General features: G+C 47.8%; 22 protein-coding genes. 13 read left to right on the top strand and 9 right to left on the bottom strand.

Annotated features, from left to right (window positions below):
- Positions 1 to 28 precede the first annotated feature (28 nt).
- The 6 genes from hisF to hisC form a co-directional block, all read right to left on the bottom strand.
- Entirely contained in the window at positions 29 to 796 is a 768-nt protein-coding gene (gene hisF / locus ACTHUR_RS07110; protein ID WP_049336730.1) for an imidazole glycerol phosphate synthase subunit HisF, read from the bottom strand.
- A gap of 40 nt (positions 797 to 836) precedes the next feature.
- Positions 837 to 1,154, bottom strand: coding sequence for a hypothetical protein (locus ACTHUR_RS07105; RefSeq protein WP_004519651.1), 318 nt, complete (start codon positions 1,152 to 1,154; stop codon positions 837 to 839).
- A gap of 178 nt (positions 1,155 to 1,332) precedes the next feature.
- Positions 1,333 to 2,070, bottom strand: coding sequence for a 1-(5-phosphoribosyl)-5-[(5-phosphoribosylamino)methylideneamino]imidazole-4-carboxamide isomerase (hisA, locus tag ACTHUR_RS07100; RefSeq protein WP_049336731.1), 738 nt, complete (start codon positions 2,068 to 2,070; stop codon positions 1,333 to 1,335).
- A gap of 72 nt (positions 2,071 to 2,142) precedes the next feature.
- Positions 2,143 to 2,787, bottom strand: a complete 645-nt coding sequence (gene hisH / locus ACTHUR_RS07095; RefSeq protein ID WP_049336732.1) for an imidazole glycerol phosphate synthase subunit HisH — start codon at positions 2,785 to 2,787, stop codon at positions 2,143 to 2,145.
- Between the two features lie 169 nt (positions 2,788 to 2,956).
- Positions 2,957 to 3,913 carry an imidazoleglycerol-phosphate dehydratase HisB gene (gene hisB, locus ACTHUR_RS07090; RefSeq protein ID WP_070587450.1) on the bottom strand — a complete coding sequence of 319 codons (957 nt, stop codon included), beginning with the start codon at positions 3,911 to 3,913 and terminating at the stop codon, positions 2,957 to 2,959.
- 19 nt (positions 3,914 to 3,932) lie between these two features.
- Entirely contained in the window at positions 3,933 to 5,018 is a 1,086-nt protein-coding gene (hisC, locus tag ACTHUR_RS07085; protein WP_049336735.1) for a histidinol-phosphate transaminase, read from the bottom strand.
- Between the two features lie 217 nt (positions 5,019 to 5,235).
- Here hisC and ACTHUR_RS07080 point away from each other — a divergent pair, with 217 nt between their 5' ends.
- The 9 genes from ACTHUR_RS07080 (at position 5,236) to rplS (ending at position 14,149) form a co-directional block, all read left to right on the top strand.
- The gene (locus tag ACTHUR_RS07080; RefSeq protein ID WP_049336736.1) at positions 5,236 to 5,592 is read left to right on the top strand and encodes a DUF2069 domain-containing protein; all 357 of its coding nucleotides are present in this window, start codon (positions 5,236 to 5,238) and stop codon (positions 5,590 to 5,592) included.
- Positions 5,589 to 7,421 carry a PglL family O-oligosaccharyltransferase gene (locus ACTHUR_RS07075; protein ID WP_049344880.1) on the top strand — a complete coding sequence of 611 codons (1,833 nt, stop codon included), beginning with the start codon at positions 5,589 to 5,591 and terminating at the stop codon, positions 7,419 to 7,421. The genes ACTHUR_RS07080 and ACTHUR_RS07075 overlap by 4 nt, the downstream gene beginning before the upstream one ends.
- A 207-nt stretch (positions 7,422 to 7,628) precedes the next feature.
- Complete coding sequence (gene misR, locus ACTHUR_RS07070) at positions 7,629 to 8,306, top strand: two-component system response regulator MisR (protein WP_003748666.1); 678 nt, start codon at positions 7,629 to 7,631, stop codon at positions 8,304 to 8,306.
- A 15-nt stretch (positions 8,307 to 8,321) separates the two neighbouring features.
- Positions 8,322 to 9,719: a HAMP domain-containing sensor histidine kinase gene (locus ACTHUR_RS07065; RefSeq protein ID WP_004519642.1), complete on the top strand. Its 1,398-nt coding sequence runs from the start codon at positions 8,322 to 8,324 to the stop codon at positions 9,717 to 9,719.
- Between the two features lie 55 nt (positions 9,720 to 9,774).
- A complete protein-coding gene (locus ACTHUR_RS07060; protein WP_004519641.1) occupies positions 9,775 to 12,171 on the top strand; it encodes a bifunctional acetate--CoA ligase family protein/GNAT family N-acetyltransferase in 2,397 nt (798 codons plus the stop codon).
- Positions 12,172 to 12,246: 75 nt separating this feature from the next.
- Positions 12,247 to 12,495 (top strand): 30S ribosomal protein S16, encoded by a 249-nt coding sequence (gene rpsP / locus ACTHUR_RS07055; protein WP_003684452.1) that lies wholly within the window; start codon positions 12,247 to 12,249, stop codon positions 12,493 to 12,495.
- 15 nt (positions 12,496 to 12,510) lie between these two features.
- Entirely contained in the window at positions 12,511 to 13,020 is a 510-nt protein-coding gene (rimM, locus tag ACTHUR_RS07050) for a ribosome maturation factor RimM (protein ID WP_004519640.1), read from the top strand.
- Positions 13,020 to 13,769 (top strand): tRNA (guanosine(37)-N1)-methyltransferase TrmD, encoded by a 750-nt coding sequence (trmD, locus tag ACTHUR_RS07045; protein ID WP_004519639.1) that lies wholly within the window; start codon positions 13,020 to 13,022, stop codon positions 13,767 to 13,769. The genes rimM and trmD overlap by 1 nt, the downstream gene beginning before the upstream one ends.
- Positions 13,770 to 13,783: 14 nt before the next feature.
- Complete coding sequence (gene rplS / locus ACTHUR_RS07040) at positions 13,784 to 14,149, top strand: 50S ribosomal protein L19 (RefSeq protein ID WP_003679470.1); 366 nt, start codon at positions 13,784 to 13,786, stop codon at positions 14,147 to 14,149.
- A gap of 211 nt (positions 14,150 to 14,360) precedes the next feature.
- Here rplS and ACTHUR_RS07035 read toward each other — a convergent pair whose 3' ends face one another.
- Entirely contained in the window at positions 14,361 to 15,770 is a 1,410-nt protein-coding gene (locus ACTHUR_RS07035) for a PepSY-associated TM helix domain-containing protein (RefSeq protein WP_049336743.1), read from the bottom strand.
- A 343-nt stretch (positions 15,771 to 16,113) separates the two neighbouring features.
- Between ACTHUR_RS07035 and greA the strand changes: the two genes are divergently transcribed.
- Both greA and ACTHUR_RS07025 read left to right on the top strand, forming a co-directional pair.
- The gene (gene greA, locus ACTHUR_RS07030) at positions 16,114 to 16,590 is read left to right on the top strand and encodes a transcription elongation factor GreA (protein ID WP_039862094.1); all 477 of its coding nucleotides are present in this window, start codon (positions 16,114 to 16,116) and stop codon (positions 16,588 to 16,590) included.
- Positions 16,591 to 16,688: 98 nt separating this feature from the next.
- A complete protein-coding gene (locus tag ACTHUR_RS07025; protein WP_440361195.1) occupies positions 16,689 to 17,117 on the top strand; it encodes a DUF4149 domain-containing protein in 429 nt (142 codons plus the stop codon).
- 134 nt (positions 17,118 to 17,251) lie between these two features.
- Here ACTHUR_RS07025 and ACTHUR_RS07020 read toward each other — a convergent pair whose 3' ends face one another.
- Entirely contained in the window at positions 17,252 to 18,013 is a 762-nt protein-coding gene (locus ACTHUR_RS07020; protein ID WP_049336752.1) for an OmpA family protein, read from the bottom strand.
- 442 nt (positions 18,014 to 18,455) lie between these two features.
- Between ACTHUR_RS07020 and ACTHUR_RS07015 the strand changes: the two genes are divergently transcribed.
- A complete protein-coding gene (locus ACTHUR_RS07015; protein WP_049336754.1) occupies positions 18,456 to 19,406 on the top strand; it encodes a CysB family HTH-type transcriptional regulator in 951 nt (316 codons plus the stop codon).
- Between the two features lie 86 nt (positions 19,407 to 19,492).
- Here the strand turns inward: ACTHUR_RS07015 and fnr are convergent, their stop codons facing one another.
- Positions 19,493 to 20,227: a fumarate/nitrate reduction transcriptional regulator Fnr gene (gene fnr / locus ACTHUR_RS07010; protein WP_039862092.1), complete on the bottom strand. Its 735-nt coding sequence runs from the start codon at positions 20,225 to 20,227 to the stop codon at positions 19,493 to 19,495.
- A 162-nt stretch (positions 20,228 to 20,389) separates the two neighbouring features.
- Between fnr and hemN the strand changes: the two genes are divergently transcribed.
- On the top strand, positions 20,390 to 21,811 hold the full coding sequence (gene hemN / locus ACTHUR_RS07005; protein WP_004519630.1) for an oxygen-independent coproporphyrinogen III oxidase: 1,422 nt from the start codon (positions 20,390 to 20,392) through the stop codon (positions 21,809 to 21,811).
- Positions 21,812 to 21,878 lie beyond the last annotated feature (67 nt).

The raw sequence follows: 21,878 nt of genomic DNA, 5'->3' as shown, positions 1-21,878 counted from the left end.
ATATTTTCAGACGGCCTTTGGATAGTAATCACAAACGCACTTCAATTCCTGCTTCACGCATGGCCAGTTTTGCTTCGCGGATGCTCGCTTCGCCAAAGTGGAAAATACTGGCGGCCAATACCGCATCGGCCTTCCCGTCCTTAATGCCGTCCACCAAGTGTTGAACAGAACCGACGCCGCCAGAAGCAATGACCGGAATATCGACCGCTTCGCTGACCGCGCGTGTCAAAGGCAGGTTGAAACCTTGCTTGGTGCCGTCTCGGTCCATACTGGTCAGCAAAATCTCGCCTGCACCGCGCCGCTGCATTTCGACAGCCCATTCCACCGCATCCAAACCGGTCGGATTACGTCCTCCGTGGGTAAAGATTTCCCAACGGGTGTTTTCAGGGTTAACCGCTTTGGCATCCACGGCAACAACAATCGCTTGCGAACCAAAAAAACCGGCCGCTTCGTTTACCAAATCAGGATTGGTTACAGCGGCCGTATTGATGCTGGTCTTATCGGCACCGGCATTAAGCAGACGACGGATATCGGCAACCGTACGGACACCGCCGCCGACGGTTAATGGAATAAAAACTTGTGAAGCGACTGCCTCAATAACGTGCAAAATAGTGTCGCGATTGTCGCTGGAGGCAGTGATGTCCAAAAAGGTCAACTCATCCGCGCCTTCATCGTTGTAGCGTTTGGCAACGTCAACCGGATTGCCTGCATCGCGCAGACCCAAAAAGTTGACACCTTTTACCACGCGACCGTCTTTTACATCCAGACAAGGAATAATTCGTTTTGCCAATGCCATACTCAATACCTATTATCCGTTATCAGGCCGTCTGAAACCGTCAGGCCAAAAATTTGCTCAACCAATCCGGCAAATGTTGCAACAGCTGAAAATAACCAATGCCGGCTATCATCGCCAAAACACAGGAAATAATGAAATTGCTGTCAATGCGGCCGACAATGGAAAAAATTAAACCGGCAAATGCCCAGATTATCCCGTTGAAAATCATCCAATAGGTATCGATAATCGGCAAATCAAACGCCGTCAGCTGCCGCAATATCACTGCAATCAGTGTAAACCACAAACTTTCGCTTAGCGGATACACTTCGCGGTCGGATGACCAGATAATCCAAAAACCCAAAACAAACGCTTCAAGCATACCAATCCCTTAATAAAATAAGATATTGAGTGAGTTGTTTTTTTATAATTATTTCAGACAGATTTTAAGTCTAAGGACTTTGCAAAATGCCGCTTTTGAAGGCATTTTCAGCTATACGCCAACTCCTGCGCTGTTACACCTTGCAAAGCCCCAATCTGCATAATTAAACGCACTTAGGTCAAGCCAAAGAATCGGCCATTTTTTGTGCCTGTGCGAAATCAATACTTCCCTCATAAATTGCGCGGCCGGTAATCGCACCGCTCACACCCTCTTTTTCGACGGCACACAATGCGTGGATATCGTCCAAATTCGTCAAGCCGCCGGAAGCGATAATCGGGATATTCACTGATTGAGCCAATTTGACGGTGGCTTCGATATTCACGCCGCTCATCATACCGTCGCGACCGATATCGGTATAAATAATGCTGTTGACGCCATCGTCTTCAAAACGCTTGGCCAAATCGACGACATGGTGTTCCGTTACCGTTGCCCAACCGTCTATCGCCACCATACCGTCTTTGGCATCCAAGCCGACGATAATCTGACCCGGAAAGGCCTTACATGCTTCGCGCACAAATTCAGGATTTTTTACCGCGGCCGTACCGATAATCACATCGGTCAGACCCAAATCCAAATACTTTTCGATGGTGCCCAAATCACGGATACCGCCGCCAAGCTGTACCGGAATATCTTTAACCACGGCGGCCAAAATTTCTTTAATCGCCGGAAAATTTTGAGGAACGCCTGCGAATGCGCCGTTCAAATCAACCAAATGCAAACGGCGTGCGCCTTGATTGCGCCAATGCAACGCCATCTCTGCCGGCGAGTCGGAAAACACCGTCGCCTGCTCCATCAAACCTTGTTTTAAGCGAACACAGCGTCCTTCTTTCAAATCAATGGCAGGTACCAACAGCATTTTCTTCTCCTCTATTCAATTTCAGTATATTTTACACAAATTAGCGATTTTTAGCAGATTTATGTTAAAGCCTCAAATCTGCCAATTTAAAAAATTACGCAGCAGCAGCAATCCTGCCTGATGGCTTTTTTCCGTGTGGAATTGTGTGGCAAATACATTGTCCTTACCGACAATGCAGGCAAATTCATTCGGATATTCACTGACACCTAAAATAATCTCTTCATTTTTCGGTGCAAAATAATAGCTATGGACAAAATAGAAATACTCGTTCTGCCCAATGTCTTGAAATAAAGGATGCGGACGGGTTTGGCGCACTGTATTCCAACCCATATGCGGCACTTTCAGACGGCCTCCCTGTGCATCGGTTTGATTGGGCAAAAACCGTTTTACTTGTCCTTCAAACCAACCCAAACCATCTGTATCGCCTTCTTCGCTGTGTTCGAACAATAATTGCGCACCTACGCAAATTCCAAAAAACGGCTTGTTTTTCAGGCCGTCTGAAACCGCCTCGCCCAAACCGCTTGCCTTCAGCGCCGACATACAATCCGGCATGGCGCCCTGCCCCGGAAAGATAACCTTATCCGCCGCCATCACCTCTTCAGGCCGCGAAGTCAGATAAATTTCAGCATTTTGATTGGACAAGGCCTGCGCCGCCTGAACAGATTTCAATACTGAGTGCAGGTTTCCCATTCCATAATCGACAATCGCTACTTTCATTGTTTCTCCTCAGGCCGTCTGAAAACATTTAATGATTAATATAATAATAAGAATGATTGTAGCAAAAGATGGTTTAAAACAAAATATTGCCACTATACAAGACAAATAATAAAAGGCCGTCTGAAATCCCAATCGGTTTCAGACGGCCTTTATTCATTCACACGATGCCTTATTCTTCAGACGCGGCTTCCGCTTCTTCTTGAACAGATTCTTCACTCAGCGTGCCTTTGGTAGAAGGTGTTTGACCCATCATGCGCGGATCGTATTCGACCGCCATGCGCAAGGCGCGGCCGAAGGCTTTAAAAACGGTCTCGGCTTGATGATGTGCATTACGGCCGCTCAAATTATCGATGTGCAAGGTCATCATACTGTGATTCACAAGGCCGTGGAAAAATTCTTCAAACAAATCAACATCAAAACGGCCAATCAGGGCGCGGGTAAAGTCGATGTTATACACCAAACCAGGACGGCCGGAAAGATCGATGACCACGCGGCTCAACGCTTCATCCAGCGGAACATAGGCATGACCGTAACGGGTAATGCCGGCTTTATTGCCAAGCGCCTGTTTCAAGGCCTGACCCACCACGATACCGATGTCTTCAACCGTGTGATGGTCGTCAATGTGCAAATCGCCTTTACAGGTAATATCCAAGTCAATCAAACCATGGCGCGCCACTTGGGCAAGCATGTGTTCAAGGAAAGGAACGCCGGTATCCAAGCGGTATTTACCGGTACCGTCAAGGTTGAGGCTGACGGTGATTTGGGTTTCGCAGGTATTGCGGGTAACGGTAACAAAACGGTCTTCGGTTGAAACACCAGCTTCGACTGCTTCGACAGTTTGTTTTTCCAAACGCGCCACTTCAACCGCTGCTGCTTTTTCTTGGTCTTTGCTGTGATCACGGTTCAGCCAGCCTTTGCGTTTGTGCATGCCGGATTCCAACTTCGCAGCCAGGCTCGGACGAATGCCGCGTGCAGACTCATCGCCTGCTTGTTGTTCCAAACGGCGTTTGAGCTGAGACAAAGAGGCGGAGTTTTCATAACCGCACGCGCGTGCAAGCTTGGTCAATGAACCGGCTTCTTCAACCAGTAACAGAAAATTGGTCAAATGCAGTTGAGCTTTGTTCATAATGGTAGTTTCCTTGGAATCAAAGATTGGGGTAAAGGTTTCTAATAACGGCCAAGACAGCATCATTTTGCGCTGCCGAGCCTATGGTTATGCGGACACACTGATCCAAAAGCGGATGGCTGCCATGCAGTTTTTTAATCAGTATGCGGTATTGCTTCAATGTTTCAAACAGCCCGTCCGCATCAGGAACGCGAACGGTAATAAAGTTGGCTTCGCTCGGAAAAACTTCCAAACGGTTTAATTTCAACAATTCATTCATCACGCGCGAACGCTCGTTTTTTAATATATCAATGTTTTGCTGAATGATTTGATGATGTTTCAATGAGAATTTTGCCGCCGCCAAGCTTAATTGATTCATATTGTAAGGCGGAAGGATTTTGGCCAGTTCACCCATAATGCTTGGACTTGCCGCCGCATATCCCATCCGCAAGCCTGCAAAGCCGATTTTACTGATGGTGCGCATTACGACCAGGTTTTCGACTTCGCCCGCCCACGGAAGGAAACTGTCATGATGAAACGCGCCATATGCCTCATCGACAACCACAATGCCGGTTGCCGCACGAATGACCGCCTCTACTTCTTCTCGTTTAAAGCACACGCCGGTAGGATTATTGGGATAGGCAATAAAAATTAATGACGGCTGATGTTGCTCAATCGCAGACAAAACGGCAGGAAGATTTAAAGAAAAATCCGGATTTAAGGGAATACCGACATATTCCATACCATAAAGCGCGGCATTATGACGATACATAACGAAACTTGGCTCAATACCCAATACACGCGCATTTGGTTTGGCAACCAGCATAGTCAAAAACTGGATAAGCTCGTCTGAGCCGTTGCCCAATGCGATTTCCGCTTTATCGGGAATACCGAAAATTTCCCTCAATTCTTCATAAATCCCGCTCTTGGCAGTATGGGGATACAAATGAATCGGTGCCTGCTTTGCCAAGTCCGCCCATTCTGACAACAAAGATTCATATCCGGCGAAAGGATGATGCGGACACTCCATAGCGTCCAACTTAATAAAACCTTCCGGCAAATCAGCAACCTGATAGGCTGTCATTACTTTAATATCATCACGGATAACTTCAGCAACGCGATTCATGGTTTTCTATCCTCCTGAGATAAAGTATTTATAATAGTAGCACAATCTTTATTAGATATATATATTAATAAGACTATAAAACAAGATAAAGTTTCATTAATTTGAAGAAAAAACAATAAATCCTTTCTTGAGCATCTTTAAGCAATATTCTTGGCTTACCCCGCCTTTTTAGCGGTATAATTTTAAGTTTTCCAGTACGGCTTACGCCCTCAATCTTGTGAATAATACACGCTCCCCATTACCTTATCTTGCAACGTCCATAAGCCTTATCCTGCTGATTCTGCTTTCCTTGTCGTGGGAATTGTGGATCGCTCCATTGCGCGAAGGCGGCTCATGGTTGGCACTGAAAGCCCTGCCTTTGTGCTTGCCGTTGACCGGTATTTTGAAAAAACGCATCTACACTTACCAATACAGCTCCATGCTAATTCTGATTTACTTTGCCGAAGCCTGTATGCGCCTGGCTGACACAGCCGTCGCCAGCCGGATTTGCGCCGCCGTTTCCGTATTATTGTGCATTGCCTTTTTCCTCGGCTGCCTTGCATTTATCAAACAACAAAAACACACATCAAAATGACCTACCACACACTTTCAGACGGCCTGACCGAATCTTCAGTGAAAACCTTTTGGCCTTTATGGCTCAGCTTTATTTGGATTTGCGCCGTCCCTTTTCTTTCACTCTACCGAGTCGGCCCACTACCCAGCTTTTATCTGGAAGCCATTTCACTGAGCGGCTCATTGGTACTGACATTGATTAGCGCACACAAAGGCCTGCTGAATATCCGTCTTCCCACACTCAGTATCGGCCTGTTTGCCATGGCTGCATTTTGGTTGCTCCAAGCACGCCTCATGCATTCGACCTACCCCGGCATGAGCGATATTACTGCCTGGACCTTTGTCATTTTGGCACTGGGCGCATGGTCGGTGCGGGGCTGGGTAGCAGCTTACGGACAGGAGCGCGTCGTCAGCATCTTCGCTTGGTCTTTATTGATAGGTGCAACTATGCAGGCTGCCATCGTTTGGCTGCAATTTAAAGGCTGGTCCAACGTAGAGTGGTTGAACGGCATCATTGCCCGAAGCAACGGCACCGTAAACGGCCAACTCGGCCAACGAAACCATTTGGGACATTATTTAATGTGGGGCATTTTGGCGGCATCCTATTTATGGACGGCACGCAAAATGTCCAATACAGCAGGTTTTCTGTTTGTATTGGCTTTGACCGCAACCCTCGGCCTTGTCAACTCACGCACCATCTTAGGCTACATTGCCGCCCTATTCCTGATTACACCGTTATGGTTTTGGCGTACCCGTTTCCAACACAAACGCGCACTGTGCATTTTTCTCCTGACCGCCATCCTGGCCGCCGCTTTCCAATTCGGTATGGGCAGCCTGTTGGACTTGTTTGGCAACGTCAAATACGAAACCGCTGTCGAACGCGCAGGCACCAGCGGTTTTGAAGGTTCCATGCGCCAAATCGAATGGAGCAAGGCATGGATTGCCTTTCAATCCGCACCTTGGTTCGGCCATGGCTGGAACAGTTTTGCCCAACAAACCTTCCTGATCAATGCCCAACAACAATACTTCCCCAACAATATCCTCGGCGTACTGTTTACCCATTCGCACAATATCGTCATGCAGTTATTGTCCGAAATGGGCATTGCCGGCACCTTACTTGCAGCCTTAACCCTGCTTGCAGCCGTGTGGCGACTGTTGGGCCGCAATCAAACGCCGGCCTCGCTGTTTTTACTGACTGCCGCCGCCGTCAGCCTTTGCCACAGCATGCTTGAATATCCTCTTTGGTATATCTACTTCCTCACTGTATTCAGCCTGATTCTGTCGTTGACACCCTCTTATCCGAAAGATGTTTCAGACGGCCCTTTATCCACCCGAATCAGACAATGGGCAAGCGGTATAGCTGCTTTATCGATTTTAATCGGCATAGCAAACCTCAGCTGGGAATATCAAAATCTGACCCAATATAGCCGTGTAGGGAAAACCGATGATCAGCAAACGGTTCAAAACAAAATCGACGGCTTGCAACGACTTTCCAAAGAAAGCCCCATGCTTGCCTATTACGCCGATTTGAGCTTGAGCAAACGTGCAGATCCGACCGATGCCTATATCCACCCATGGGCAGAAGAGGCCGCACTCAAAGCCCTGACCTACCGCCCCTACTCCAGCGCCTACCAAGTTGGCCTTTACCTCTACCGACAAGGTAAAAAAGAAGAAGGTGCGCAATGGATGCAGGCAATGCAATATTATTATCCTTATATGATGTATTTCTACGCCGACAAAATACGCAGCCACCCGACATTCGCCCCCTTACTGCCCAAACTTTTGTCCGATTGCAAAGATTTCATCAACGCACCGAAACACCAAACCGCCCAATCATGCGACAAACCCTGAACAAAACACACCTAATTGTCAGTTTGTCCTTACAGGCCGTCTGAAAATGTAAAGAGCAGCAAGTTTCTATGCAAAAAAGCGCAAAAGCACAGAAAATTACGCTATCAACAAAAGCAGATTGCATGTTAAGATTGAATACAACTCTATTTTAAGCGCCGCACCGCCTATTTAGTGCCACGGCGCATACAATCACGAAAAGGAAATTCCATGAGTCGCGTATTACTCGTAGATGACGATGCCCTCTTGACCGAATTGCTGACCGAATACCTGACTGCCGAAGGCCTCAACGTTCATAGCGTTCCCGACGGCGAAGCCGGCGTTCAAGAAATTCTGACCGGACAATACGATGTCGTCGTATTAGACTCCATGATGCCTAAAATGAACGGTTTGGACGTACTGAAAAACGTACGTACCCAAAGCACCGTGCCCATCATTATGCTGACCGCGAAAGGCGACGACATCGACCGCATTATCGGTCTGGAAATGGGTGCGGACGATTATGTTCCGAAACCATGCACACCGCGCGAACTCTTGGCCCGCATCAACGCCATCCTGCGCCGTGCGCAACACAGCAACGAACAAAACAACGCGCCTAACAGCATTTCTGTCAGCGACGTTGTCCTCTACCCTGCCAAACGCCAAGCCAGCATCAAAGACACTCCGCTTGAGTTGACCAGCACCGAATTCAACCTGCTCGAAGTTTTGATGCGCCACGCCGGACAAGTCGTCAGCAAAGAGACCCTGTCTATCGAGGCACTCGACCGCAAACTGGCTAAATTTGATCGCAGCATCGACGTACACATCTCCAGCATCCGCCACAAATTGGGCGATGCCTCCCTGATTCAAACTGTACGCGGCTTAGGCTACCTGTTTGTTAAAAACTAAAGATTAAACAGATCAATGAAACTGTTTCAACGCATCTTCGCCACATTTTGCGCAGTCATCGTCTGCGCAATCTTTGTGGCGAGTTTTTCATTTTGGCTGGTACAAAACACCCTCGCCGAAAACCAATTCAACCAACGCCGCACCATCGAAACCACATTGATGAGCAGCATCATCTCCGCGTTTAACTCGCGCGGAGACAGCGGTGCGCGTGAAATTCTTTCGGAATGGAAAAACAATCCGGTTTCCAATGCCGTTTATGTGATTACCGGCGACGATAAAAAAGATATTTTAGGCCGCAACATCGACAGCCTGTCCATCGAACGCGCCCGCATCTTTGCCATCAACAATCCCGAATCCGATTTAGCCCACATCGAATACGACCGTTTCGGCGAAGAATACCTCTTCTTCATTAAAGGCTGGGACAACCATCAAGCCCAACGCCTGCCCAGCCCGCTCTTCATTCCCGGCCTGCCGCTCTCGCCGATTTGGCACGAATTTATCATTCTGTCTTTCATCATCATCGTCGGCCTCTTGATGGCATACATCCTTGCCAACAACATTACCAAGCCCATTAAAATTCTTGGCGGCGGTATGGACAGGGTAGCCAACGGCGAACTCGAAACCCGCATTTCCCAGCAAGTTGACGACCGTGACGACGAATTGTCCCACCTTGCCGTGCAGTTCGACAAAATGGCCGAGAAACTGGAAAAACTTGTTGCCAAAGAGCGTCATTTGCTCCACCACGTTTCTCATGAAATGCGCTCGCCGCTGGCACGTATGCAGGCGATTGTCGGCCTGATTCAATCTCAGCCGCAAAAGCAAGAGCAATACCTCAAGCGCCTTGAAGGCGAATTGGTGCGCATGGATACTCTGGTCGGCGAATTGTTGACCCTATCCCGCTTGGAAACTTCCAATATTCCTTTGGAAAAAGAAAACCTCAAACTCGTTCCGTTCTTAACCAACTTGATTGAGGACAACCAAAGCATTGCCCACCAAAACAACCAAAGCGTTACCCTGAGCATTGACCCAAAAATCCCCGAAAATGCCGTGGTCAGCGCCAACGAAGGCTATCTATACCGCGCCTTTGACAACGTTATCCGTAATGCCATCAATTACAGTCCGGAAGGCAGCACCATTCAAACCCATATCGGACAAGACGGCAAACACTGGATTATCGATGTGACCGACAACGGTCCGGGTGTCGATGAAATGCAGCTTCCGCATATCTTCACTGCCTTTTATCGCGCCGACTCCAGCGCGCACAAGCCCGGTACAGGTTTAGGGCTTGCATTGACACAGCACATTATGGAACAGCACTGCGGTAAAATCATTGCTGAAAATGTCAAACCCAACGGCCTGAGGATGCGTTTTATCCTTCCCAAAAAGAAAGCCGGAGACAAAAAAGAAGTCTAAAAATAAGGCCGTCTGAAACTTTTCAGACGGCCAAAAACACAAATAAGGAACCATCATGAGCGCAACCGTCCAAACCGGCTCCGGCTACTTCTTCATGCCTGAACACATCATCCTCGTCGGCGCCAGCGAACGTCCGCACAGCCTTGGCGAACGCATTTTCAGCCACCTGCTCGGTTCCTCATATCAAGGCAAAATCACCCCCGTCAATCTTCGACACAGCAGTGTAGCAGGCATTCCCTCCTACTCCAGCCTCAGCAAAATCCCGGGACAAGCCGATTTGGTTGTTGCCGTTATCCCGCCCGACCATTACGACTCGCTGTTCAAAGCCTGCCGTAAAAAAGACCTGCACCACATTATTCTGATTCAAGATTGGGAAAACCTACCGCCCGAATCCTGCAAAAACGCCCGTTCCACCATTCAAAAACATCACGGCGATGAATTGAACATCACCGTATGCAACAGCGCAGGCATCCAACTTCCCTCACTCAACCTCAACATCAGCACCCAAACCGACTATCCGGCCGGCCATATCGCATTACTCACCGGCCACAGCACCGTCAGCCGCAACATCAACCACCTGCTGAACACGCTGCATCAAGGCGTATCGCGCCACATCAGCCTCAACTATGATCTAAGCCCTACTACATCGGCCGACTGGCTCAACCGCTTCGGCCACAACCGCCATACTAAAGTTGCCGTGATCCACTACAATCCGGCCGAAAACCAACGCGAGCTGTTCAGTGCCATCCGCCACTTTACACGCCACACTCCGCTTATCCTATTGTCTACACACTACACCGACGACACAGACAAAGCCATCCTGCGCAGCCTCAGCCGCCATTGCAATTTCCAACCGGTATTCAATAACGCCGAACTGGAAGCAGCCCTAAAAGCCCACCTTTCCGGCATTCCCGTCATTACCAACCCCACCATATTGTCCGATACGCCGATAGAATGGCTGCGCACTACCGCCAATGCCTGCGAATTGACCCTCGACCTCCCAACCGATGTACCATCCGTCCGACAAGGCTGCATCGGCAGCAACCCTACGCCTGCACGCATCCACCGTCTGGCGCTCGAACAATTACAAAATCCGCATACTCAAGCCCTGCTTGGCATTATTTCGCCAGATACGCCAGACGCATACAGTATTCATCAAACTCTGGATAATTTGGCACAAAAAACCAGCAAGCCCATTCTCGTCAGCTATCGTTTTTCAGACGGCCTGACTCGGTTTAACACGCCGGAAGAAGCCTTGCTGACACTTTATTTCCGCAATCAAACAGCCTATTTGCAACAAGTACAAAATACCCCTGCGCCAGCCAAAACAGGTCGTCTAAAAACACCCAAAAGCAAAAGTATCGATAAAGCCATTGCTTCCGGCCAAACCGAACTGATGGCGGAAGCCCTATACCTGCCTCCGTGCCAAACCCAAAAACACAATGCCGTCCAATTCCGATTCAACCGCCATGCCATTTACGGCAATATCCTTACCGCCCATTACAACGGCAAAACCGAAGCCGCATTACCTCCTTTTACCACACTCGATATCCAGCGTTTAAGCCAGTTTGCAGAACTTGACAACACTTCCGTTCTCAATCAATTCCTGCATTCCCTAAACACGCTTATCCACAACAACCAGCATATCGGCGACATCATCCTCAACTACAACGGCAGCCAATACAGCAGCACCATCATTCCCAAAATTGTGGAAAAACCAGCCACGCCGACAACCAAAATCCCCAAAAAAGCCGTCCAAACCTTAGAACAGGCCGCCGCTAAAATGCAAAGTGCCGCCGCCTACCTCCAACAAAAAAATCCGGTCGCAGCCGAGTTTCTACGCAACACCGGCGAAGCCGCGTCCGAACTACTGCACCCTAAAACCGAAACTCCCGAGATACAAAACGTACTCGCACCCTATCCGAGCCAAACCGATACCTTTACCCTGCCCGACGGCAACACACTGCACATCCGCGCACTAGAACCTGAAGATGCCGAAGCCAAACAAAAATTTGTCCGCCAATTACCCGCGGCCGACCGCTATACGCGCTTCATGACCCATACCAACGAGTTGCCGCCGCCGACACTCGCACGGCTGACCCGTCTCGATTTCCATGCCGAATGCGCGTGGGTAGCCTTCGCTTCAGACGGTCGTATCGTCGCAGTTAGCCGTTACAGCCGCATCAATCGTAATGAGTGCGAGTTCGGCATTACTTTAGCACCTGAAACACGCAAAACCGGCTTGGCCGGCAAAATGATAAGCCTCATTATCCAAACTGCCACACAGCAAGGTTATCAAATCATGAATGCGGAAATCCTCAAAGAAAACACACCGATGCTCAAACTCGCTGAAAAATCAGGATTTACCGTCACTCCATCGGAAACCGACCGCGGCCTGTATCAAGCAAGCCTCGATTTGAACGAATGGCAAAACAGCAACAAAAACAAATAAAAACTTGCATAACCCGTGTAAAATATCCTAAAATTAGCGGTTTCTATATATCCGCATTTTTCAAAAGGACTCAAAATGGTAGTTATCCGTTTGGCTCGCGGCGGCTCAAAACACCGCCCTTTCTTCAACGTAGTCGTAACTGACTCTCGCAACCGTCGTGACGGCCGCTTCATCGAGCGCGTAGGTTTCTACAACCCCGTTGCCAACGAAAAACAAGAACGTGTACGTTTCGACGCAGACCGCATCAACCACTGGGTTGCTCAAGGTGCGAAAGTTAGCGACGCAGTTGCCAAACTGATTAAAGAGCAAAAAATCGCTGCTTAATCAGCTGAAACGACCATGACAGACACTCAAACACGGGTAGCCATGGGCTACATCAAAGGTGTGTTCGGCATTAAAGGCTGGCTTAAAATTGCCGCCAATACCGAATATACCGACAGTCTGCTGGACTACCCAGAGTGGCAGTTGTGCAAGGATGGCAAAACCCTGAATGTTGTGCTTGAGGCAGGTAAAATTGTCAATGGCGAACTTCAGGTCAAATTTGAAGGTATAGACGATCGCGATCAAGCATTTGCCTTGCGCGGCTATACCATCGAAATTCCCAGAGAGTCATTCGCCCCTACTGAAGAAGACGAATACTACTGGGCAGATTTAGTCGGCATGACCGTCATCAATAAAGAAAACATTGTCCTCGGCAAAGTCAGTAACCTGATGGAAACCGGCGCGAATGATGTTTTGATGATTAAAGGCAAACACGGACAAATCCTGATTCCCTTCGTCTCCAACTATATCGAATCTGTCGATACCGACAGCAAAACTATTATCGCCGACTGGGGTTTGGATTACTGATGCTGATTCAAGCCATCACCATTTTTCCAGAGATGTTCGACAGCATTGTCGAATATGGTGTTACAGGCAGGGCAAGAAAACAAAACCTTTGGCAATTTCAAGCCGTTAATCCCCGAAAATTTGCCGACAACAAACTTGGCTATATCGATGATCGCCCCTTCGGAGGTGGTCCGGGAATGATTATGATGGCGCCGCCGCTTCAAGCAGCAATTGAAGAAGCCAAAGCAAACTCGCAAAAACCTGCCAAAGTAATTTATCTCAGTCCGCAAGGTCAGTCGCTGACACATAAAAAGGCCGCAGATCTTGCCGAACTGCCCCATCTTATTCTTCTATGCGGACGCTATGAAGGCATAGATGAAAGACTATTGCAAAGCAGTGTGGACGAAGAAATCAGCATTGGCGACTTTGTCGTCTCAGGTGGCGAATTACCCGCCATGATGTTGATGGATGCTGTCTTAAGATTGGTTCCGGGCGTATTGGGCGATATACAGTCAGCCGAACAAGACTCGTTTTCAGACGGCCTTTTAGACTGTCCTCATTACACCAAACCCGTAGAATTCCAAGGCATGACAGTTCCTGATGTCTTACGCTCAGGGAATCATGGCTTGATTGCCGAGTGGCGATTGAAACAATCACTGCGACGCACTTTAGAGCGCCGACCCGATTTATTGGAAAAGCGCAGTTTAATCCCAAAGGAATCCCGCCTCTTAAAAGAAATCTTGCAAGAGCAACAGGAAATCCAATCATAACTTAGGAAAAACAAATGAACTTGATTCAACAATTAGAGCAAGAAGAAATCGCTCGCTTGAACAAAGAAATCCCTGAATTCGCTCCAGGCGACACCGTTGTCGTATCTGTACGCGTAGTTGAGGGTTCTCGCAGCCGTCTGCAAGCATACGAAGGTGTTGTTATCGCTCGCCGCAACCGTGGCCTGAACAGCAACTTCATCGTTCGCAAAATCTCTAGCGGCGAAGGTGTAGAACGTACTTTCCAACTGTACTCTCCTACCGTAGAAAAAATCGAAGTTAAACGCCGTGGTGACGTACGTCGCGCCAAACTGTACTACTTGCGCGGCCTGACCGGTAAAGCAGCTCGCATTAAAGAAAAATTGCCTGCTCGCAAAGGTTAAAGCCTTCATCAAAAACCCACTTCAATGAAGTGGGTTTTTTGTTTTTATACAAGAACGCCTTGTCTTTCTTACACAATCCTGTAAGCCAATCACAATTCCCATCTCACGCATAAACTTAAACAGAATTATAACTCCCCCTGCTTCTTTTAACCTTTATAACAAAGGCCGTCTGAAACAAAAGATGCAGACGGCCTTTAATCACATCAGACGGTTATTTAAACCATCTTGCCAATGCTGGGATACGCGACAACAACAGTGTATCCAAAATCCAAATAACAGCGATTGCAGCAATGGCCGTTGGAAAAATCACAGCCAAAATCAGAAGTGGCACAGCCATTGCCCACCATACCGGAAATTTAATTTTCTGTGCAGGAGGAACTAAACCTCGCGCTTCCGAAGGGCGGCGTTTCCACCACATTACACAACCGCTGACACAGATAAAGATAATCGCCAGGCAGAACAAGACATTTGCCAATACGCTCCACCAGCCCAGCGTACCCATATGCAAAGCAATGCTTGCCGCCATGAATTTACCAAACCAGTTGTAATCATCGAAATGAATATCAGCCAGGATTTTGCCACTGTATTGATCAATGTGTACCGTACGATCCGCAGTCGGACTAATCATATCGTAGCTCATTGAGTCTTGCGACAGCGTCCATACACCGGTCTCACCCTTAGGCAAATTAAGCTGATAGCGACCTTTAAAGCCAATTTCGCGCGCAAAGCGGTCAACCGTCTCCAACGTCATCGGCTCACTCGGATTAATGCCGTTTTCGCCCATTGTCGTACCGGAAACCGGCATAGGCGTCAGCTCCAAAATCCACGGCACTTCTTTGGATTTACCGTCGTTCAGCACATCACCATGGGTTGATACGGAAGATACAGGATTAGGCTCCACGCCCCATTTACCCGTAGGAAATTGACTCCACGCTTGAACCACTTTACCACCCCAAATACCTGCCCAAGCAACGCCCGACAGACAGAACAGCAATAAAATCAAAGAAACCCAAGAGCCAAATGCACCGTGCAGGTTGCGCCACCAAGAACGACCTTTGCCTGCTTTAGGTAAAAAAACAGCCTTCAGACTACGCTGTTTTACCCACCACAAATAAATACCGGTCACAATCATGATGATGGTTAGCGACGCAGCGGTTTCCAACAGGTAGTCCCCTGTCGCCCCAATCATAATATCGCCGTGGATTTCATCCATCGTGTGATACCAGCCTTGACCGCGCGGCATCGTGTTCACGACTTTTGCCGTATAGGGATCAACGGCAACCATAGTGGCTTTATCGTCATTGTTCACGCGGAATACGGCAACCATATCATCTGTGCGCGGCGCAATATACTGCACCACAGAGGAAGTTTCCGGATTCACAAACTGTCTGGCAGCTTCAGCCTGAGCCGACAAAGGCTGAACCACTGCCTGAGGCGTAACATGTATGCGCTCGCCTTCTTTACCGGTAATATTGGCAAATAGCAGCATTCCCAACCCTGTAACAGCCAGCAGGGTTAAAAACGGCGCAACCAAAAGTCCGGCATAAAAATGCCATCGCCAAACAGTCAAATAACGGCGGTTAGCCTGTTGTTCATTTTGGGAAGTTGGTTTTGTTTCCATATATTCTCTTTATATAGTCAAAGCAGACTAATTATTACGAATTAGTATCAGGCATTTTAATCAAAAACATTCATTTAAGAAACCGTTTTTCCGATGCAGCTTTGAAATACTTCAATATTTAGTTTTCAGGCCGTCTGAAAAACAAAATAGACAGAAAACAACACTTTACTGAAAATCCGTTTTAATTATTGCGGTTTCGGCAGAATTTGGTAGAATACAGGCATTACTTATTTATTCATCAAGCCGCCAAGCTTTGGCGGCTTGTATTTTTATTTCCAATCCGGCTACCGCGCGTGGCCGGATAAAATTTTAAAAGCATCATCATGCTTTCATGGAGAACTCAATGCAAAAAATCCCTTTGACCGTCCGTGGTGCAGAATTGTTGAAACAAGAACTTCAACACCTCAAAAGCGTAGCACGCCCAGAAGTCATTGAAGCCATCGCCGAAGCACGTTCACACGGCGACTTGTCTGAAAACGCAGAATACGAAGCCGCCAAAGAGCGTCAAGGCTTTATCGAAGGCCGCATTGCCGAGTTGGAACACAAACTCTCTATGGCGCACATCATCAACCCTGCCGAAATCCATGCAGAAGGCAAAATTGTGTTCGGCACAACTGTGACACTGGAAGATTTGGAAACCGAAGAACAAGTTACCTACCAAATCGTCGGTGAAGATGAAGCAGACATCAAAGAACACAAAATCTACGTTGGCTCCCCCATTGCCCGAGCCCTGATCGGCAAAGAAGAAGGCGACGTTGCAGAAGTTCAAGCACCCGGCGGCGTGCGTGAATATGACATCATTGCCGTGCAATATATTTAAATAAACAAAAGGCCGTCTGAAAACATTTTCAGACGGCCTTTTGCTGTACCTAAAAACACCATAATCAAAGAAAATAAAATCTTCACAGGAGAAGCATAATGAATCTACTATACAAAATTATCCAAACCGCTGCCGCCATGTGGCTTGGTATGCAGCTGACAGCAGGCTATGTTACTGCCCCTATCCTATTCCGCATCCTGCCCAAAATGCTGGCAGGAGAAATTGCCGGCATTTTATTTGCTATTACAGCACTTTGTGGCTTAGTTATTTTTGGCGCAGCCTATGCCTTTTTCAGACGGCAACTTGCCTCCCTCTCTTGGTGGGTTTTGGTGCTTTGGCTACTCTTAGCCTGTAATCATCTTTTGGTTACGCCGGTTATCGAGGCACACAAGTACGGGCTGGATAACTGGCTCTTGTCTCTAGTAGGCGGTACATTCGGCATTTGGCATGGCTTATCCAGTATTATCTTTTTGATTTGTACGATACTGGCAGCCATCTGCGTATGGAAATGGCCCAAACCAAACTAATCTGTCTTAATAAAAGGCCGTCTGAAAAAAGTCTTTCAGACGGCCTTTTATTTTGAATCATAAATTCCCTGACTCTTCAAATATAAACCATAAAAAAATGCCCTGCATATTGCAGGGCATTTTTCACAAACCGATTAAGGTTTAGCGTAACCGTGAACGCCATTGTAAGGAGCTGGGATCCAACCTTCATCAGTAGCAGGCAATTCACCTTGACCTTCGATAGTTTGGCCTGGAGCAACTTGACGAGTAACAACGCTGCGGATTTTAACATCAACGCGACGGTCAGGTTCGATACAAGCGATAAGGGCAGCACGTTTCTTAGCTTTAGAAACTTTTTTACCCAGTTTAGCAACTTCAGCTTCACAAGTAGCAGTCATTTGAGCTTGAGACTCGCCCAGACCTACTGCAGAGATTTTGCTAGAAGCAACGCCACGGCCTACCAAGTAGTTAGCAACTACGTTGGCACGACGCTCAGACAGAGCTTGGTTGTATTCTTCAGAACCCATGAAGTCAGTGTGACCTTCAACACGTACAGTTTGTACGCTGTCGTTGCTCAGGCGTTGAGCCAAAGAATCCAAGTTTTCTTGAGCTTCAGGACGCAGGTTGTCTTTGTCGAAGCCGAACAGAGTTTTAGTAGACAGAGAAACAGTTTCATCAACATACTCAGGAGCTTGTTGTACAGGAGCAACTGCTTCGCGGTCACCACATTCAACACGGCCTTCGGTAGCTTTGTCGAAGTAGCTGTTTTTCCAGCATTCGCCGTAGTTGTTACGGACGATTTCTTGAGATTGGCTGCTTACGGTGTAACCGTGTTTGGTGTGCGCTTCGCTGGCCATAGCGGTGCCAGAGGCAACCAAGGCAACGAACAATGCGCTTAATTTCAGCTGTTTGGTCATTTTATTCCCTCATCAAATTGTTATGCGGCGGACTAGGAAAGCAACCGCTGCAAAGTACCAATATACAGGCCGCAGTATCAAAACAGCGGCAAATCGGATATATCAGGTTGCACTATAAAGAAGCGCAAGGCAAACTGTCAATACTCGATGCCTTCAAACAATCATGAAGTGCCTGCTTCCTAGTAGTTAATCATGCCGAAAAATCAATCTTGTGTCATTAATTTAGGGCAAAATCAGACAATTCACCTACCTAAAGTTGTACAAAAACAACAAAACCCCTTTCCCTCTTCTTTCCTGAATTTCCTGTTTTCATATCATTAAAAGATATTTTCATTAAAAACAACCATTTTCAAAACTCGGGGCAAAACTGGGCAAAATATGTTAAATTACATGCCGTTTGTCGCACAAAATCCACAATAACAACGTATTCGGTACTGCTACCATGAAACTGCAACAATTACGTTACGCCCTTGAAGTTTACCGGCACAATCTGAATGTCTCTGAAGCCGCCGATGCGCTTTTCACATCCCAGCCCGGCATTTCCAAACAAATCCGCCTGCTTGAAGAAGAATTGGGTATCCAAATTTTTATCCGCAGCGGCAAGCGTGTGGTTTCCGTTTCGCAACCGGGCAAAGCCGTGTTAGAAATTTCGGAACGAATTTTGCGCGATGTACAAAACATTAAAAATATCGGCAGCGAGTTTACCGATCATGACAGCGGTTCGCTGACCATCGCGACAACGCATACCCAGGCGCGTTATGCCTTGCCCAAAATCGTTGCGGAATTTGTCAAAAACTACCCTAAGGTCAATTTGACCATCAAACAAGGCAGCCCTTCTGCGATTGCGCAAATGGTCAGCAGCGGCGAAGCAGATTTAGCAATTATTACCGAACAGATTGATGATCATCCTGAGTTAGGCAAGCTGCCCTGCTACGAATGGAACCATGCCGTGATTGTTCCGCATGACCACCCTCTTTTGGACTGCCGCAATCCTTTAAGCCTTGAAGATTTGGCTTCTTTTCCGCTGGTTACTTACGAATTTGCTTTTAATTCCGGCAGCAGCATTGCGCGTACATTTAATAAAGCGCATATTGAGCAACCTGATGTTGCCTTATCGGCTGCCGATACAGATGTATTGAAGACGTATGTCCGCTTAGGCTTGGGCGTTGGTTTGATGGCCAAAATGGCGTACGATCCCGTTGTCGATCAAGATTTACAGCTTATTGATGCGGCACACTTATTTGAACCGTCGCCCACTTGGATAGCCTTACGCTCGGATACTTACCTGCGCGGTTACGCGTATGACTTTATCCAGATGTTTGCACCGAAACTGACCAGAGAAGTAGTCGACCGCATTCTGTACACGCCGGTTGTTGAAGATTTTTCAATTTAATACCTGACTATCACTTGCGTAACTTAACAATTATTCTTTAATTCTTGTTAAAAAGGCCGTCTGAAATATTTCAGACGGCCTAAGATTCAGATAGCGTGCGAACAACCAGAAACCATTTTCTTCAAGGTTGTCGCATCTAAGATTTTGATGTGCTTGTGTTCAACCGAAATCAAGCCTTCATGATGGAATTTAGACAAGGTGCGGCTGACTGTTTCCAGCTTCAGCCCCAAATAGCTGCCGATTTCCTCACGCGACATCCGCAAGATAAAATCATTGGCGGCGAAGCCTCGTGAATAGAGACGCTGAGACAGGTTGAGCAAGAATGCTGCCAATCGCTCTTCAGCGCGCATATTGCCCAAAAGCAGCATAACGCCCTGATCTCGAACAATTTCGCGACTCATTAAGCGGAAAAAGTGAGAGCGGAGGCTGGGAATATCCTGACCGAGTTCTTCAATGTGTGTAAACGGAAGCTCGCATACCTCGCTGTCTTCCAAAGCCACAGCATCACAGCTGTGAATATGGGAACAAATCCCATCCATACCGATCAGCTCGCCCGACATAAAAAAGCCGGTTACCTGGTCTCGTCCATCTTGGCTGGCGACTGTTGTCTTAAAGAAGCCCGCACGGATGGCAAACAAAGAGGTAAATGGCTCGCCGGCACGGAACAGGTATTCACCTTTTTTCAGACGGCGGCTTTGACGGATAACCGCGTCTAATTGTGAAAATTCGTTAGGCATCAGTCCGACAGGCAAACACAGCTCGCGTAAAGAACATGTGGAACACAAGGTTTTCATTTGATGTGTTGCATTGTGTGTGGCCATAACGCACCTTTAATTTGCTTAGTTCTCTCAATCCCTGATGAAGCCGAATAACTATTGACCCATGTCAAAGTTGGCATATCATTATGAGGCATTCTACCAAACTATCGAAATTTTGACTAAAATTTTCCCTAATTTCCTTACTTCATACTACAAGCCCCGACCATGAAAATCATCCCTATCTCAAATAACACTAACACAAACAATGAATTACCGGAATTCGACCGCGAATTGATTGCCAGTTTGCCATCAAGCGGTCCACGTTATACATCCTATCCGACCGCCGACCGCTTCCATGAAGGCTTTAAAGAAGCCGAATATATCCAAGCTTTAAACCTGCGTAACATGGGCGCGCTCAACAAACCCCTTTCACTCTACATCCACATCCCCTTCTGCAATACCATCTGCTACTACTGCGGCTGCAACAAAATCATTACCAAAGACAAAAGCCGTGCCGATGCCTATATCCAGTATCTGGAAAAAGAAATGGAGTTGCTGGCACCGCATTTAGGCGGACGACACCAGCTTGCGCAACTCCACTTCGGCGGCGGCACGCCGACATTCCTAAGCGACGACCAACTCGAACGCGTCTTCGAAATGATCCGCAAATACTTCCAGCTCATCCCCAACGGCGAATACTCCATCGAAATCGACCCGCGCAAAGTCAGCCGCAAAACCGTCCTCAAACTGGGCAAACTCGGTTTCAACCGCATGAGTGTCGGCATTCAAGACTTCGATCCTAAAGTGCAGGCAGCCGTCAACCGTATCCAAAGTTACGAAGAAACCAAAGAAGTCATCGATGCCGCCCGCGAAGCAGGGTTCAAATCCGTCAGTGTCGATTTGATTTACGGCCTGCCGCACCAAAACACCGAAAGCATCAAAACCACCATCGACACGGTCTTGTCGCTTGACCCTGACCGCCTCGCCCTCTACCACTACGCCCACCTGCCGCATATCTTCAAACCGCAACGCCGTATCGACACCAATGTCGTTCCCGGCAGCGAAGAAAAACTCGATATGCTGCAATATTGCGTCCAAACCCTGACTGAGCGCGGCTACGTTTTCATTGGCATGGACCACTTTGCCAAACCTGACGACGAACTCTCCATCGCCCTCAAAGAAGGCTTCCTGCAACGCAACTTCCAAGGCTACTCAACCTATGCCGACTGCGATTTGGTAGCGATCGGTGTGTCCTCTATCGGCAAAATCGGCAGCACCTACTCCCAAAACGAGCGCGACATCGATGCCTATTACGCCGCTCTTGATGCCGGACATCTGCCGATTATGCGCGGCTACCAGCTTGATCAAGACGATATCCTGCGCCGCAACATTATTCAGGATTTAATGTGCCGCTTCTCGCTTGATTATCAAATTTACGAAAGCGTGTTCGGCATTCCGTTTAGCCGCTATTTTGCAGCCGAACTGGAAGATATGAAGCAACTTGAAACCCTCGGCCTGGTCCGTCTCAAACCGCACAGCCTGACCGTGACACCGAAGGGCCGTTTCCTGATCCGCAACATCGCCATGGTGTTCGACTACCATTTGCGCCATAAAGAAACCAAAGCCAAATACTCGCAAACCGTATAAACAGGAATGGAAAAGGTCGTCTAAAAATTTTCAGACGACCTTTGTTTTTATTTTCAATACTTTCGGG

This window comes from Neisseria sp. P0021.S007 (assembly GCF_051956855.1).
This window is presented reverse-complemented; position numbering and strand designations above follow the sequence as displayed.